The organism is Streptomyces diastatochromogenes (assembly GCF_002242805.1).
Classification (GTDB): Bacteria; Actinomycetota; Actinomycetes; order Streptomycetales; family Streptomycetaceae; genus Streptomyces; species Streptomyces diastatochromogenes.
This window is the reverse complement of record NZ_MCGQ01000026.1, coordinates 184,658-199,314: the sequence shown is the minus strand read 5'-3', so window position 1 is coordinate 199,314 and position 14,657 is coordinate 184,658. Positions and strand designations below refer to the sequence as shown.

The window sequence follows — 14,657 nt, the reverse complement described above, 5'->3', positions numbered from 1 at the left end:
CAGCGCTGCCTGCGCATCCTCGCGATGGTCCGCTTCGTCTGCCCGGACGTCGAGGTGCGCATCGCGGGCGGCCGCGAGGTCCACCTGCGCACCATGCAGCCCCTCGCCCTCAACCTGGCCAACTCCATCTTCCTCGGCGACTACCTGACCAGCGAGGGCCAGGCCGGCCAGGCCGACCTGGACATGATCGCCGACGCCGGCTTCGAGGTGGAGGGCGCCGACCAGGTGACGCTGCCGCAGCACCGGGCGGATGCCGTCGCGGGTGGGTGCGGTTCGCACGCCGACGCGGGCTGCGGGTCGCACGGCGAGGCCGGGTGCGGATCCGTCTGCGGTTCGCACGAAGGAGCGGGCGTGTGCGGTACGGCGTCCGGGCCGGCCACGAACGAGCCGCGCACCGACCTGGTCGCCGTCCGCCGCAGGGGTGCCGGAACGGATCTCGCGCCCAATGCCTGAGTTGTCCGGCCTGAGCGTGCCCGAGCTGCTGGAGCTGGACCGCCGGCACGTGTGGCATCCGTACGGTCCGATGCCCGGGCGTGTCGAACCGCTCGTCGTGGAGTCGGCGAGCGGGGTCCGGCTGCGGCCGGCGGACGGCTCGGGCGAACTCGTCGACGGCATGTCCTCGTGGTGGTCGGCGATCCACGGCTACAACCACCCGGTCCTCAACGAGGCGGTGCGCGAGCAGCTGGGGCGGATGAGCCATGTGATGTTCGGCGGGCTCACGCACGAGCCCGCCGTACGGCTGGCAAAGCTCCTTGTCGACTTGTCACCCGAGGGCCTGGAGCATGTGTTCCTGGCCGACTCCGGGTCGGTGTCGGTCGAGGTCGCCGTGAAGATGTGCCTGCAGTACTGGCGCTCGCTCGGCCGCCCCGGCAAGCAGCGGCTGCTGACCTGGCGGGGCGGCTACCACGGCGACACCTGGCAGCCGATGTCGGTGTGCGACCCCGAGGGCGGGATGCACGAGCTGTGGACCGGCGTGCTCCAGCGTCAGGTGTTCGTGGGCCCGCCGCCGGCCGAGTACGAGGAGTCGTACGCGGAGCAGTTGCGTTCGGCGATCGAGCGGCACGCCGATGAGCTGGCCGCGGTGATCGTGGAGCCGGTGGTGCAGGGTGCGGGCGGGATGCGGTTCCACTCCCCCGCGTATCTGCGGGTGCTGCGCGAGGCGTGCGACGCGCACGACGTGCTGCTGGTGTTCGACGAGATCGCCACCGGGTTCGGGCGCACGGGTGCGCTGTTCGCTGCGGAGCACGCGGGCGTCACACCGGACGTGATGTGTGTGGGCAAGGCGCTGACGGGCGGCTATCTGACGATGGCGGCCACGCTCTGCACCGCGCGTGTGGCCGACGGCATCTCCCGGGGCGAGGTGCCGGTGCTCGCGCACGGGCCGACGTTCATGGGCAATCCGCTGGCGGCCGCCGTGGCCTGCGCCTCCATCGAGCTGCTACTCGGGCAGGACTGGCGGGCGGAGGTCGGGCGGATCGAGACGGGCCTGCGCGAGGGGCTCGCTCCGGCCGCCCAGCTGCCGGGTGTGAAGGACGTCCGCGTGCTCGGCGCCATCGGGGTGGTCCAGCTCGACCACGAGGTGGACGTCTCCGCGGCCACCCGGGCCGCCGTACGGGAGGGCGTGTGGCTGCGCCCGTTCCGCGACCTGATCTACACGATGCCGCCGTACGTCACCTCGGACGCGGACCTGGCACGGATCGCACGCGGTGTGTGCGCCGCGGCGCGGGAGGGATGAGATGCCGGTACTGGTGATCACGGGGACGGGCACGGAGATCGGCAAGACGGTCACCACCGCGGCCGTCGCCGCCGCGGCGCTCGCGGCCGGGCAGTCGGTCGCCGTGCTGAAGGCCGCGCAGACGGGGGTACGGCCGGACGAGCGCGGCGACGCGGACGAGGTCGTCCGGCTCGCCGGTCCCGTCACGGCCGCCGAACTGGCCCGGTACCCCGAGCCGTTGGCTCCGGGTACGGCGGCCCGGCGGGCCGGGATGGCCCCGGTGCATCCGCACGAGGTGGCCGAGGCCGCGGCGAAGCTGGCCACCGAGCACGATCTGGTGCTGGTCGAGGGGGCGGGCGGGCTGCTCGTACGGTTCGACGCGGCGGGCGGGACGCTGGCGGACGCCGCGCGGCTGCTGAACGCGCCGCTGCTGCTCGTGGCCTCGGCCGGCCTCGGCACGCTGAACATCACGGAACTGTCGGCCCGTGAACTGCGAGCCCGTGAGCTGGAGTTGGCCGGCGTGGTGATCGGCAGCTGGCCCGACGCCCCCGACCTCGCCTCCCGCTGCAACGTCATGGACCTGCCGGAGGTGGCCGCCGCCCCCCTCCTCGGCGCACTGCCCGCGGGGGCGGGGGCACTTCCGCCCGCCGACTTCCGCACGACGGCACCGCAGTGGCTGGCCCCGCGCCTGTACGGGACGTGGGACGCGGAGGCGTTCCGGATCCGGGAGGCGCCCTGACCCTCCGGGGGCTGTGCGACCTGTGCCGGACGTCGGCGTGAGCGATCGGGGTTCGTGCGCTGCGGCACGGGCCCCGCGGCCCGGGAGGCCGACAAGGATCGGCGAACCGGATTCAGTGGTCGCCCGTGGTCTCGCCCCGGGGGCCGTCGAGCAGTCGTACCAGTTCGATCCGTGAGCGGATGCCCAGGCGGGCGAAGACTCCGCGCAGATGGTGGTCGATGGTGCGGGGGCTGAGGGCGAGCCGGTCGGCGATCTCACGGTTGGTGGCGCCCTCCGCTGCCATGCGGGCCACCGTCAGCTGCTGGGCCGTGAGCAGGGCGGCCGGGTCCGTCGCGACGGGTGCGGACACCGGGGTGCCCAGGGCGCGGAGTTCGGCGCGGGCCCGGGCCGCGCAGTGCGGGGCGTCGAAGGACTCGAAGGCCTCCAGGGCGCTGTGCAGCCGGTCGCGGGCCTCGGCGCGGCGGCGCAGCCTGCGCAGGGCGCTCGCGCACAGCAGTTCGGTGCGGGCGCGTTCGAGGTCGCGGGTGCCGCGGGCGTGCAGGTCGAGGGCGGTCCGGTAGTGCTCGACGGCCTCGGTGCCGGGTGCGAGCAGGGCCCGGCAGCGGGCGCTGAGGGCGAGGTCGTCGGGGCCGCCCATGGCCCTTGCCCAGCGCTCGTAGTCGGCATGGGCGGCACGGGCCACCCGGGTGTCGCCGGTGCGGACGGCGGCCTCCACGTAGTGCGGGGTGGCCAGGTGCCGGATGGCGCGGTGGCCGTGTCCCGGACCGAATCCGGCGAGCGCGCGCAGCCGGGCCGCGGCGGCGGGGAAGCGGCCGGTGGCGAGGTCGAGAAAGGCCAGCGCCCACTGGGCGAGAGCGGCGGGCAGACCGAGCCCCCGGGCAAGGGCATGCGCACGGGCTGCCGCCGCATGCGCACGGCAGCCCTCCTCGTCCCCGGTGACCGCCGCGAACATGGCGAGAGCGGCCCGCAGATGGCAGGCCCCGTTGTCCTGCCCGGTGGCATACGCCTGCCGCAGGGCGTCCCGCGCGGCGGCCTCGGCAGCACGGGTACGCCCGGTCCAGAAGTCGGCGTACACACGGAACTCCAGGGCCTGAGCCTCGATCACGGGGCTCCCCTGGGCCCGGGCCGCAGCGGCGGCACGCAGGGTGGCGGTGGTGGCCCGGGGGTGGTCACCGAGCATCAGGGCGGCTACGCCTGCGTGGATGAGGAGGGTGGGGGAACTGCCGGGAACACAGATGGCGGAGCCGTCACCGGGACCGGGCGGGGCGGCCTCGCCGCCGAAACCGCTCACGGACGCGTCACGGCCAGTGCCGGCCGAGTTCGAATGCCCTGAGCCGACAGAGCCTGAATCGCCTCCGAGCCCGCACCACCCCGCCGTCTCCCGGAGCAGGTCGCGGGCGGTCTCGTAGTCGCCTTCGGAGGCCGCTGCGAGGGCGGGTAGGAGGCCAGGGGGTGGGATGGCCAGGCGGTGGGCGAGGGTGCAGGCCTGCCGGGTGCGTCTCAAGTCGCCGGTGTAGACGGCCGCTTCCGCTGCGAGGGCCAGTAACTCGGCTGATTCGGAGGGGTGTTTCTGTCGGGCCGCCGTGGTGAGCAGGGTGTCGAAGGCTTCCGCCGCGTTGCCCGCCCGGAGGGCGAGGATGCCGGCGAGGGCGGGGGTGTCGGTGCGGGCGGCGAGGTGGTGGGCTCGGTCGGGGTGGCCCGCGTGCCAGGCGTCGGTGGCCGCGCGGGCCAGGAGGCGGGCCTGTTCGTGGGGGTCGGGGCAGAGGGTGGCGGCGCGTTCGGCGAGGGCGCCGGCCAGGGCCGGCTCACCGGCCGCGCGGGCGCGGTCCGCCGCGGTGCGGAGTTCGGCCGCGAGTCGCCTGCTGGGGCCCAGCGCGCCCGCAGCCCGGTGCCAGGCCCTGCGGGCGGTCTCGCTGCCGCCGCCGAGCACCCGGGCGAGCAGCCGGTGGGCCTCGCGCCGGTCGGCCGGGGAGGCGGCCTCGTAGGCGGCGATCCGCGTCCAGGCGTCGCGGAACACGACGCCCCCGGCCGTGGCTTGGGCGACGCCCGCCGCCTCGGCGGCCTCCAGGGGGCGGGTGTCCAGGCGAGCCGCCGCCACCGCGCGCAGGTAGGCGTGAGCGGCCACCGGATGCTGGTCGGCGGCGGCGAGGAGGAGCAGGAGACGGGTGTCGTCCGGCAGGGCCCGGATCTCCCGGCGCAGGGCGTGCAGCAACTCGGGTACGAGGGAAGCCGGTTCGGTGGGCAGCGGGTCCAGACCCGTCCGCTGACGTGCGGTCAGGCGCGGTACGGCCTCGGCGACGGCGTGGGGATCGCCGTACACGAGCCGCAGGAGCCGGGCGCGGACGGCTTCCGAGGGCTGCGGTGGCGAAGTGCGGTGCTGGGGTGGGGGGTTGACCGGAGTCACCACACCATCGACGTTACTGGCGAGTTAGTTGATTAGTAAAGACTGGCGACTTCACCGATGCGGCGCGCGTAGACCCGTCCTGACACTCCTGGCATCCCCACCCGTTTCAGGAGGCATCATGCAGCGCCACAAGCGTCGCGTCGCCACAGCACTGTCGGCGATGACCGCATCGCTCCTTCTGTCACTCCCCCTCACCGCCGCCCCCGCGCACGCCGCGAGCCACGATCCGATCGTGTTCGTGCACGGCATCAGCAGCTCGGCGAGCAGCTGGGACGACTGGGTCGCGGACTTCGAGGCCGACGGCTACAGCTCCTCGGAGCTGTTCGCCTGGTCGTACGACTGGAAGCAGTCCAACGCCACCACCGCCCAGCAGTTGGCCACCGAGGTCAAGAGCGTGCTGGCGCAGACCGGTGCCTCGAAGGTCGACGTCGTGGTCCACTCCATGGGCGCGCTCAACGGCCGCTACTACCTGAAGAACCTCGGCGGAACGTCGTACGTCGACCACTTCGTGTCGGTCGCCGGGGTGAACCACGGCACCTCCGTCGCCTCCCTGTGCGGGTGGCTGTACACCTCGTGCAAGGAGATGCAGACCGGCAGCGCGTTCCTGACCGCGCTGAACTCCGGCGACGAGACGCCCGGCAGCGTGGCGTACGCCGCCTACTGGTCGGACTGCGACGAGGCGATCAACCCCGACACCTCGGCGGAGCTGAGCGGGGCGACCAACGTCGACGTCGGCTGCATCTCGCACACCGACATGAACAACGACCACGGCGTCTACGAACAGGTGCGCGACTTCATCTCGTGAGCCGCTAGCGTGACGCGTTCGGCGGGGGTGCGACGGGACCGTACGGGGGACAATCCCCGTAGGCCTGTCCTCCGGGAGGTTGCCATGCGGCTGTCGTCGGCCGGTTCCGGCAAGGTGGCGCGGAGTTCCGTCCACCACCCGCTGTTCGCCCGTCGCTACGCCCGGATCAGCGTGGCCCTGGAGTCCCGGCTGGGGATGGCCGGGGTGCGTGAGCGGCTGCTCGCGGGGCTGTCCGGGCGGGTGATCGAGATCGGCGCGGGCAACGGGCTGAACTTCGCGCACTATCCGGCGGCGGTCGCGGAGGTCGTGGCGATCGAACCGGAGCCGCTGCTCAGGAAGTTGGCGCTGGAGTCCGCCCTGCGCGCCCAGGTGCCGGTCGACGTGGTGCCCGGTGCGGCGGAGGCGCTGCCCGTCAAGAGCGAGGCCTTCGACGCGGTCGTGCTGTCGCTGGTGCTGTGCAGCGTGCGGGACGTGACCCGGGCGCTGAGCGAGGCACGGCGGGTGCTCCGACCCGGCGGCGAGGTGCGGTTCTTCGAGCACGGGCAGGGCGGCGGCCGGGTGATGACGCTGACCCAGCGCACCCTGGACCGGCGGCTGTGGCCGGCGCTGAACGGCGGCTGCCACCTGTCCCGGGAGCCGGTGGCCGCGCTGCGCGAGGCCGGGTTCGAACTCGGCCCGCTGCGGCGGATGCTGTTGCCGGAGCGAGGGCCGAAGCTGCCCACCTCGTACTGTGTGCTGGGGACCGCCTGGCGGCCCGACGAGCCGGGCCGGCGCTGATCACAGGCTCCAGCGGCGCAGCTCCCGGGCGATGTCGTCGATGCTCGCCTCGTCCCTCTTCACCAGCCGCGCGAGGTCGCGGACCTGCTCGGGTGTGGTGACGACCTTCAGGCCGCTGGCGACCAGATAGGCGTAGGCGACGGCCGAGGCGAACAGCGCGTTGGAGCGCTCCAGCGCGGGCACGTGGATGAGCAGCTGGAGCAGGGCCGCGGCGCGGGCGTGCGGGGTGTCGTAGACGGGGACGCCGAATATCTCGGCTTGGTGCCGGGCGACGGCGGCGACCAGCGCGCCCCAGTCGGTGACCTGCGGGTCCCCGGGCGTCTTCTGTTCGGCGAGCATGAGCAGCCAGGCGAGGTCGATGCTGAGATCGCTCAAGGGATCAGCTGCGGCCCGCGCCGGAGTCGGTGCCGTGCGTCTCGGTGAACTCCTCGGCGAACACGGACTCGTACTGCTTCATGAAGTCGGCAGCGGCGTCCACGAAGGTGCGGCCGGCCTCCCCGGCGTCCTGTCTGACCAGCTCTTCGATGTAGCGGTTGACGCTCATGCCGCGGGCCAGGGCGCGCTCGCGGGCCGCGCGGGCGGTGTCCTCGTCCACGCGCACGTTCAGCTGGGTCTTCGCCATGCTTCGACGCTAGCGCCGAGGTGCTAGCAACGGCAAGAGCCTCCCCGGGAGGACGTGCTCCTAGGTGCCCCTTACACGGTCTCCGGATCCTCGGCCCCACGAGGGATTCCGGCTGTGGGGCGGGTCACACTAGGCTCGGCCCCGACCAGGAGTCGGGACGTCCAGACGACCGGGAGGCGGTCTTGTCCACACCTGCTGCGGAACACGCGCCGGACCGGGCGCCGGACGGCGGGATCGCGGCCCGCGCCCGCGGGCTGACCAAGGCGTACGGCTCGGGCGAGACGACCGTGCTCGCCCTGGATTCGGTGGACGTGGACATAGCGCGCGGCCGCTTCACCGCCGTGATGGGCCCCTCGGGCTCGGGGAAGTCCACGCTGATGCACTGTCTGGCCGGTCTGGACAGCGTGTCGGCCGGTCAGGTCTGGCTCGGGGACACGGAGATCACCGGCCTGAAGGACCGCGAGCTGACCCGGCTGCGGCGGGACCGGATCGGGTTCATGTTCCAGTCGTTCAACCTCATCCCGACGCTGAACGCGGCCGAGAACATCACGCTGCCCATGAACATCGCGGGCCGCAGGCCCGACGAGAAGTGGCTGGACCAGGTCATCGACACCCTCGGGCTGCGCGGGCGGCTGACCCATCGCCCGGCGCAGCTCTCGGGCGGGCAGCAGCAACGGGTCGCCTGCGCGCGGGCGCTGGCCTCCCGGCCCGAGCTGATCTTCGCCGACGAGCCCACCGGCAACCTCGACTCACGGGCGGGTCTCGAAGTACTGGGCTTCCTGCGCGGCGCCGTGGACGACCTCGGGCAGACCGTCGTCATGGTCACCCACGACCCCGGCGCCGCCGCCCACTCCGACCTGGTGCTCTTTCTCGCCGACGGGCGGATAGTGGACCGGATGGAGCGGCCGACGGCGGACGCCGTACTGGAGCGGATGAAGGCGTTCGACGTGGTGCGCGGACGGCTCGGCGACGACAGCACCGCCCTGGAGGACTGACCCGGTGCTCAAGGCGACCCTGAGAAGCTTCCTCGCGCACAAGGGCCGGCTGGCGCTGTCCGCGTTGGCCGTCGTCCTGTCCGTGGCGTTCGTCGCGGGCAGCCTGATCTTCTCCGACACCGTCACCCGTACCTTCGACCGGCTGTTCGCCTCGACCTCCGCCGATGTGACGGTCGAGCCGAAGCAGGACCTGAAGTCCCCGGTGCCGAGCGGCGCCGTCCAGAGCGTGCCCACGGCCCTGAAGGACCGGGTGGCGAAGGTCGACGGGGTCGCGTCGGCCCACGCGGACGTGTCGGTGCAGAACGTGGTGGTGGTCGACAGCCACGACCAGTCCGTCGGCCCGACCACGGGCGCCCCGACGATCGCCACCTCCTGGTACGTCACCCACCGCAGCCCGGTGAAACTGACCTCCGGTCATGCGCCGCGGGGTGCGGGCGAGGCGCTGCTCGACGCGGACACCGCCGACAAGAAGCACGTACGGATCGGCGACACCCTGACCGTGCAGGCGCAGCCGGGCACCTTCCGGGTCCGCATCGTCGGCATCGCCACGTTCACCACCACCAACCCGGGCGCGGCCCTGGTCTTCCTGGACCCCGCGGTGGCCGCCCGTGAGCTGCTCGGCTCCGCCGACCGGGCCACCAGCATCTCGGTGGACGCGGCGAAGGGCGTGACCGACGCGGAGCTGAAACACCGCGTCGGCGAGGCGATCGGCACCGGCACGTACGACCTGAAGACCGCGGACGAGCAGGCCAAGTCGGCCGCGGCCGACCTCGGCGGATTCCTGGACGTGATCAAGTACGTGATGCTGGGATTCGCCGGCATCGCCGTGCTCGTGGGCATCTTCCTGATCGTCAACACCTTCTCCATGCTGATCGCCCAGCGCACCCGCGAACTGGGCCTGCTGCGCGCCCTGGGCGCCGACCGGCGGCAGGTGCGGCGGTCGGTGCTCACCGAGGCGGTGCTGCTCGGTGTCGTCGGCTCCACGCTGGGCCTCGCGGCCGGGATCGGGCTCGCGTTCGGGCTGATCCGGCTGATGAGCGCGTTCGGGATGAACCTGAAGGCCACGGAGATGGTGATCGGCTTGCCGACGCCCGTCGCGGCCTACGTCGTCGGCGTCGGGGTCACCTTCGTCGCCGCGTACCTGCCCGCGCGGCGCGCGGCCGGGGTCTCGCCGATGGCGGCGCTCGCGGACGCCGAAGTCGCCGGGGTGGGCAAGCCGTTGACGGTGCGGGCGATCGTCGGGGCCGTGGTCGGGGTGGCCGGCGCGGCAGCGCTGGCCGGGTGCGCGGCGGCCACGAAGACCGCTTCGGCGGCCTCCCTGCTGGGCCTCGGCGTGGTCCTGACGCTGATCGCGACCGTGATCGCGGGGCCGCTGCTGGTACGCCCGGTGATCCGGGTCCTGGGCGGTGCCTTCCCCGCGCTGTTCGGTTCGGTCGGCCGGATGAGCCAGCGCAACGCCCTGCGCAATCCGCGCCGCACCGGCGCCACCGCGGCCGCGCTGATGGTGGGCCTCGCGCTGGTCGGCGGGATGTCGGTGGCGAGCGCCTCCATGTCGGCGTCGTTCGACCGGCAGATCGACAAGACGCTGGGCGCCGACTTCACCGTCCAGAACGCCAACTTCCTGCCGTTCACCCAGGAGATCACCGACAAGGTCCGCGGCACCGAGGGCGTACGGCTCGTCGTACGGCAGCGGTTCGCACCCGTGGCCGTACGCCTGCCCGACGGCAAGCGGGTGGAGACGACCGCCGCCGGTTACGACCCCCAGGTCGACGAGGTCGCCCATGTCACCTACACGGCCGGGAACAGCGCGGCGGCGCTCGCGGACGGCGGCCTCGGCATGGACGTCACCTTCGCCCGGGACCACCATGTGCGCCTGGGCAGCACGCTTCCCGTCGAGTTCCCCGGCGGCCGCACGACCGAGATGAAGGTAGGCGCCCTGACCGACCAGGGCGGCAGCGGCGGATTCGGCATGCAGGGCGGGCTGTTCTTCGGCATCACCACCGTGGAGAAGTACGTGCCCGGCGGCCAGGACGCGGCGCTCTACGTCGACAAGGCGGCCGGCACCGGCGCGGACCAGTTGCGCTCCCGGCTGGAGCGGACCCTGAAGCCCTACCCGCAGGTCCAGGTGCGCGACCAGGCCGACTACAAGAAGCTCGTCCACGACCAGATCGCCGTGCTGCTCTACCTCGTGTACGCGCTGCTCGGACTCGCGATCGTCATCGCCGTGCTCGGCGTGGTCAACACCCTGGCCCTGTCGGTGGTGGAGCGCACCCGGGAGATCGGGCTGTTGCGCGCGATCGGTCTTGGCCGGCGGCAGCTGCGGCGGATGATCCGGCTGGAGTCGGTGGTGATCGCCGTGTTCGGGGCGGTCCTGGGGCTGGGTCTCGGGCTCGTGTGGGGCGTGTGCACGCAGCAGGTGCTGGCCCTGCAGGGCATGACCGCGCTCGCGATCCCCTGGGGCACGATCGTCGCGGTCGTGATCGGCTCGGCGGTGGTGGGCGTCGTGGCGGCGCTGCTGCCGGCGCTGCGTGCATCCCGCATGAATGTGCTGGCGGCCATCGCGCACGAGTGATGGAATCGCGGCGGAGACCCGAGTAGCTCACGGCTCAAGTCGCTTACCGCCGAGGAGAGTTCATGCCGCGCCCGTTCCGCTTCGGAGTCAGCCTGCTCACTCCCGCGCCCGCCGGGGAGTGGCGCGCCAAGTGCCGCCGCGCCGAGCAGCTCGGGTACGACGTGATCCTCGTCCCCGACCATCTCGGTATGCCCGCGCCGTTCCCGGCGCTGGTGGCGGCCGCCGAGGCGACCGAGCGGCCCCGGCTCGGCACGTTCGTGCTCAACGCCGGCTTCTGGAATCCGGCCCTGCTGGCCCGCGAGATCGCGACCACGGACGCGCTGACCGGCGGCCGTCTCGAACTCGGCCTGGGGACCGGCTACGTCCAGTCCGAGCACGAGGCGGCCGGGCTGCCGTACGGCTCCCCGCGCGAACGCATGGACCACCTGCGGCACATGGTGGAGGAGCTGGACCGGCTGCTCGGCTCCGAGGAGTACCGACCCCGGCCCGCCCAGCCCCGCGTACCGCTGCTGCTCGGCGGCAACGGCGACCGGATGCTGCGGCTGGCCGCCGAGCGCGCGGACATCGTCGGCTTCACCGGGGCACGGCTGGTGCCGGGCACCACGACGGGGAAGCTGGAGCCCACCGACGCCGAGGCGGTGGACGAGCGGGTGGCCCGCTACCGGGAGCTGGCGGCGGGCCGGGCGGAACCCGCCGAGCTGAATCTGCTCCTGCAGCTCGTGGCCGTCACCGACGACCCGGAGCCCGTACTCAAGCCGCTGCTGGAGCGGCAGCCGCAGCTGACCCTGGACCGGGCGCTGGCCCTGCCGGTGGTGCTGGCCGGCCCGCTGGAGGAGGTCGTGGCGCGGGTGCGGGCGCAGCGGGAGCGGTTCGGGGTCTCGTACCTGACCGTCCTGGAGCCCCACATGGAGGCGTTCGCGCCGGTGATGGCCCGGCTGCGGGAGGAGTCCGCATGATGGAATACCCGGGCGGGAGCGGCCCTGTGTGATGGGGTGAGTCCATGATCGAACTGCGTATACGTTCCGCCCGGCCCGCCGACCTGGACGCCGTCCTCGCCTTCTGGAAGACGGCCGCCGAGGGCACCAGCATCAGCGACGACCGCGACGGAGTGGAGCGGCTGGTCACCCGCGATCCCGAGGCGCTGATCCTCGCCGAGCTGGCGGGCGAGCTGGTCGGCACGGTGATCGCGGGCTTCGACGGCTGGCGCTGCCATCTGTACCGGCTCGCGGTACATCCGGAGCGGCGGCGGCAGGGCATCGGCTCGGCGCTGCTGACCGCCGCGGAGGAGCGATTCGTACGGCTCGGGGGGCGGCGCGGGGACGCGATGGTGCTGGTCCGCAACGAGACCGCGCAGCACGCCTGGCGGGCGGCCGGGTACACGCCGGAGGAGCAGTGGCGCCGCTGGGTGAAGCCGCTCGCCGACTAGGGCGCTTTGCTCATCCTTTACCATTGGGGGAGTACTCGGCCCTCGACGAAAGGTTGTGAGCGTCCGCCCATGGGCGATCCTCCCAGTCCGCGACACCGCGCGTTCCGCCCCGCCCTGTCCGATCATGGGACAGGGGTGGTGACCCGATGACCGAAGTGCTGCTCCTTCTGGTGGCGATCCTGCTCTCGCTGGCCTGCGGCGCCTTCGTGGCGGCCGAGTTCTCGCTGACCACGGTCGAGCGCGGCGAGCTGGAGCGGGCCGTCGAGCGCGGCGAGCGCGGCGCGGCCGGCGCCCTGAAGGCCGTACGGAACCTGACCTTCCAGCTCTCCGGCGCACAGCTCGGCATCACGGTCACCAACCTGGTGGTCGGCATGCTCTCCGAGCCGTCGATCGCCAAGCTGCTCGCCGGCCCCATGGAGGCGATGGGTCTGTCGTCCACCACGGCGAGTTCGGTCGCACTGGTGCTGGGCACGGCCCTGTCGACGGTGTTCCTGATGGTGGTCGGCGAGCTGGTGCCGAAGAACTGGGCGATCTCCTCGCCGCTGGCCGTGGCCAAGCGGGTGGGCAACCCGCAGCGCTGGTTCAGCGCCGTCTTCCGCCCCTTCATCACGCACCTCAACAACACGGCCAACCACATGGTGCGCCGGTTCGGCCTCGAGCCCGCCGAGGAGCTGGCCTCCGCGCGCGGGCCCCAGGAGCTGGCGGCCCTCGCCCGGCACTCCGCCAAGGCGGGCGCGCTGGAGGCGGACACCGCCGAGCTGTTCGTCCGGACGCTGAACCTGGCCGACCTCACCGCGGAGAACGTGATGACCCCGCGCGTCCAGGTCGTCGCCCTCGACACCCAGGCGACCTGCGAGGACGTGGCCAACGCGACCCGGGCGACGGGCCTGTCCCGGTTCCCGGTCTACCGCGGCAGCCTCGACTCGGTCGTCGGCGTCGCCCACATCAAGGACGTCCTGGCCCTGCCCGCCGACGAGCGGCCCCGCCGCTCGGTCACGCAGGTGGTGCGCGAGCCCCTGCTGGTGCCCGAGTCGCTCACCGTCGACCGGCTGCTGGACCGCCTCTCGGGCAAGCGCACCATGGCCGTCGTCATCGACGAGTACGGCGGTACGGCGGGCGTCGCGACGCTGGAGGACATCGTCGAGGAGGTCGTCGGCGAGGTACGGGACGAACACGACCCGCACGAGACGCCCGACCTCGCCCCCGCCGGCGCCGACAGCGAGGGCCGGGCCCTGTACTCCGCGGACGGCGCCGCCCGCACCGACCAGCTCGCGCGCGTGGGTCTGCGCGTGCCCGAGGGGCCGTACGAGACCCTGGCCGGCCTGGTCGCCACCGCGCTGGGCCGCATACCCGAGGTCGGGGACGGCGTTGAGGTGGCCGGCTGGCGGCTGGACGTGGTGGACGCCTCGGGGCGCCGGGCGGCCCGCGTGCTGCTGCACGCACCGCTGGACGACGAGAAGGACACCGAGCGGGGCGACGGGAAGACCGAGCGGAGCGACCGAAGGACCGGGCGGCGCGACCGGAAGACCGAGCGAAGCCACGGAAGGACGGAGGAGGCGCGATGACCGCCGTACAGCTGCTGATCGGTCTGGCGACGCTGGTCGTCAACGCCTTCTTCGTCGGCGCCGAGTTCGCGCTGATCTCCGTGCGCCGCTCCCAGATCGAACCGCTCGCGCAGGAGGGCGACCGGCGCGCGAAGAGCGTGCTGTGGGGCCTGGAGCACGTCTCCGCGCTGCTGGCCGCCGCCCAGCTCGGCATCACGCTGTGCACGCTGGTCCTGGGTGTGGTCGCCGAGCCGGCGATCGCGCATCTGCTGGAGCCGGTGTTCCACGCGGTCGGCGTGTCCAAGGGCGCGGGCCACGCCGTGTCCTTCGTGATCGCGCTGACCCTGGCGACCTATCTGCACATGCTGCTGGGCGAGATGGTGCCCAAGAACATCGCGCTCGCCGAGCCCGTGCGCAGCGCGCTGGTGCTCGGCCCTCCCCTGGTCGCGCTGTCCCGGGCGCTGCGGCCGGTGATCTTCACGATCAACGCCTTCGCCAACGGGCTGCTGAAGCTGCTCAGGGTGGAGGCCAAGGGCGAGGTCACAGCGACCTTCACGGACACCGAACTCGCCGAGATCGTCAAGGACGCCACCGCGGCGGGACTGATCGACGACCGGGCGCAGGAGCGGCTGCACGACGCCCTGGAGCTGGGCAGACGGCCGGTACGGGACGTGGTCGTACCCCTGGAGCGGGTCGTGTACGCACGCGTGGGCGTCACGGCGGAACAGCTGGAGCGGCTGTCGGCCGACTCGGGCTTCTCCCGGTTCCCGGTGGTCGACGAGGGCCGCCGGATCGTGGGGTATCTGCACGTCAAGGACGCGCTGGACGCCTTGCCCCGGGACACGGCGTTCCGGCTGCGCGACATGCGCCCCATCGCGCGGGTGCGCGAGAACACCCCGCTGGACGACGTGCTCACCGCGATGCGGGGCAGCCGTACCCACCTCGCGGGCGTGCTCGGCGACGACGGGCGGCTGGCCGGACTGGTGACCATGGAGGACGTACTGCGGGAGCTGTTCGCGCAGCCCGCGTGACCCGTCCGGGACCGACCGGGGTGACGGA

Annotated in this window: 13 protein-coding genes and 1 pseudogene; 11 read left to right on the top strand and 3 right to left on the bottom strand. The window is 72.9% G+C overall.

Annotated elements, in window-relative coordinates; translation table 11 throughout:
- The 3 genes and pseudogenes from BEK98_RS29095 to bioD form a co-directional block, all read left to right on the top strand.
- Positions 1–453, top strand: a pseudogene (locus BEK98_RS29095) (biotin synthase BioB); the annotation flags it as partial.
- A complete protein-coding gene (locus BEK98_RS29090; protein ID WP_094219646.1) occupies positions 446–1,735 on the top strand; it encodes an adenosylmethionine--8-amino-7-oxononanoate transaminase in 1,290 nt (429 codons plus the stop codon). The pseudogene BEK98_RS29095 and the gene BEK98_RS29090, both read left to right, overlap by 8 nt.
- A 1-nt stretch (position 1,736) precedes the next feature.
- Positions 1,737–2,453: a dethiobiotin synthase gene (bioD, locus tag BEK98_RS29085; RefSeq protein ID WP_094219645.1), complete on the top strand. Its 717-nt coding sequence runs from the start codon at positions 1,737–1,739 to the stop codon at positions 2,451–2,453.
- 112 nt (positions 2,454–2,565) lie between these two features.
- On the opposite strand, the gene BEK98_RS29080 is transcribed toward bioD, so the two are convergent.
- Positions 2,566–4,857: a helix-turn-helix transcriptional regulator gene (locus BEK98_RS29080; RefSeq protein ID WP_244202052.1), complete on the bottom strand. Its 2,292-nt coding sequence runs from the start codon at positions 4,855–4,857 to the stop codon at positions 2,566–2,568.
- A gap of 118 nt (positions 4,858–4,975) precedes the next feature.
- On the opposite strand from BEK98_RS29080, the gene BEK98_RS29075 reads away from it, so the two are divergent.
- Both BEK98_RS29075 and BEK98_RS29070 read left to right on the top strand, forming a co-directional pair.
- Positions 4,976–5,662 carry an esterase/lipase family protein gene (locus BEK98_RS29075; protein ID WP_094219643.1) on the top strand — a complete coding sequence of 229 codons (687 nt, stop codon included), beginning with the start codon at positions 4,976–4,978 and terminating at the stop codon, positions 5,660–5,662.
- 84 nt (positions 5,663–5,746) lie between these two features.
- A complete protein-coding gene (locus tag BEK98_RS29070) occupies positions 5,747–6,439 on the top strand; it encodes a class I SAM-dependent methyltransferase (RefSeq protein WP_094219642.1) in 693 nt (230 codons plus the stop codon).
- Here BEK98_RS29070 and BEK98_RS29065 read toward each other — a convergent pair whose 3' ends face one another.
- On the bottom strand, positions 6,440–6,814 hold the full coding sequence (locus BEK98_RS29065; RefSeq protein ID WP_094219641.1) for a fic family toxin-antitoxin system, toxin component: 375 nt from the start codon (positions 6,812–6,814) through the stop codon (positions 6,440–6,442).
- Between the two features lie 4 nt (positions 6,815–6,818).
- Complete coding sequence (locus BEK98_RS29060; protein ID WP_094219640.1) at positions 6,819–7,061, bottom strand: toxin-antitoxin system HicB family antitoxin; 243 nt, start codon at positions 7,059–7,061, stop codon at positions 6,819–6,821.
- Between the two features lie 182 nt (positions 7,062–7,243).
- Here BEK98_RS29060 and BEK98_RS29055 point away from each other — a divergent pair, with 182 nt between their 5' ends.
- From BEK98_RS29055 to BEK98_RS29030, 6 genes are all read left to right on the top strand, one after another.
- Positions 7,244–8,056 carry an ABC transporter ATP-binding protein gene (locus tag BEK98_RS29055; protein WP_094219639.1) on the top strand — a complete coding sequence of 271 codons (813 nt, stop codon included), beginning with the start codon at positions 7,244–7,246 and terminating at the stop codon, positions 8,054–8,056.
- A 4-nt stretch (positions 8,057–8,060) separates the two neighbouring features.
- Positions 8,061–10,628: an ABC transporter permease gene (locus BEK98_RS29050; protein ID WP_094219638.1), complete on the top strand. Its 2,568-nt coding sequence runs from the start codon at positions 8,061–8,063 to the stop codon at positions 10,626–10,628.
- 62 nt (positions 10,629–10,690) lie between these two features.
- The gene (locus BEK98_RS29045; RefSeq protein WP_094219637.1) at positions 10,691–11,584 is read left to right on the top strand and encodes an LLM class F420-dependent oxidoreductase; all 894 of its coding nucleotides are present in this window, start codon (positions 10,691–10,693) and stop codon (positions 11,582–11,584) included.
- 44 nt (positions 11,585–11,628) lie between these two features.
- Positions 11,629–12,054, top strand: a complete 426-nt coding sequence (locus BEK98_RS29040) for a GNAT family N-acetyltransferase (RefSeq protein ID WP_094219636.1) — start codon at positions 11,629–11,631, stop codon at positions 12,052–12,054.
- Between the two features lie 146 nt (positions 12,055–12,200).
- Positions 12,201–13,619: a hemolysin family protein gene (locus tag BEK98_RS29035; RefSeq protein ID WP_244202047.1), complete on the top strand. Its 1,419-nt coding sequence runs from the start codon at positions 12,201–12,203 to the stop codon at positions 13,617–13,619.
- A complete protein-coding gene (locus tag BEK98_RS29030; RefSeq protein WP_094219635.1) occupies positions 13,616–14,629 on the top strand; it encodes a hemolysin family protein in 1,014 nt (337 codons plus the stop codon). Before BEK98_RS29035 ends, BEK98_RS29030 begins: the two co-directional genes overlap by 4 nt.
- Positions 14,630–14,657: the final 28 nt, after the last annotated feature.

Bases quoted from the DNA above. Each gene is read 5' to 3' on its own strand.
- BEK98_RS29090 (WP_094219646.1), top strand. From the start codon at position 446: ATGCCTGAGTTGTCCGGCCTGAGCGTGCCCGAGCTGCTGGAGCTGGAC.
- bioD (WP_094219645.1), top strand. From the start codon at position 1,737: ATGCCGGTACTGGTGATCACGGGGACGGGCACGGAGATCGGCAAGACG.
- BEK98_RS29075 (WP_094219643.1), top strand. From the start codon at position 4,976: ATGCAGCGCCACAAGCGTCGCGTCGCCACAGCACTGTCGGCGATGACC.
- BEK98_RS29070 (WP_094219642.1), top strand. From the start codon at position 5,747: ATGCGGCTGTCGTCGGCCGGTTCCGGCAAGGTGGCGCGGAGTTCCGTC.
- BEK98_RS29060 (WP_094219640.1), bottom strand. From the start codon at position 7,061: ATGGCGAAGACCCAGCTGAACGTGCGCGTGGACGAGGACACCGCCCGC.
- BEK98_RS29045 (WP_094219637.1), top strand. From the start codon at position 10,691: ATGCCGCGCCCGTTCCGCTTCGGAGTCAGCCTGCTCACTCCCGCGCCC.
- BEK98_RS29040 (WP_094219636.1), top strand. From the start codon at position 11,629: ATGATCGAACTGCGTATACGTTCCGCCCGGCCCGCCGACCTGGACGCC.
- BEK98_RS29035 (WP_244202047.1), top strand. From the start codon at position 12,201: ATGACCGAAGTGCTGCTCCTTCTGGTGGCGATCCTGCTCTCGCTGGCC.
- BEK98_RS29030 (WP_094219635.1), top strand. From the start codon at position 13,616: ATGACCGCCGTACAGCTGCTGATCGGTCTGGCGACGCTGGTCGTCAAC.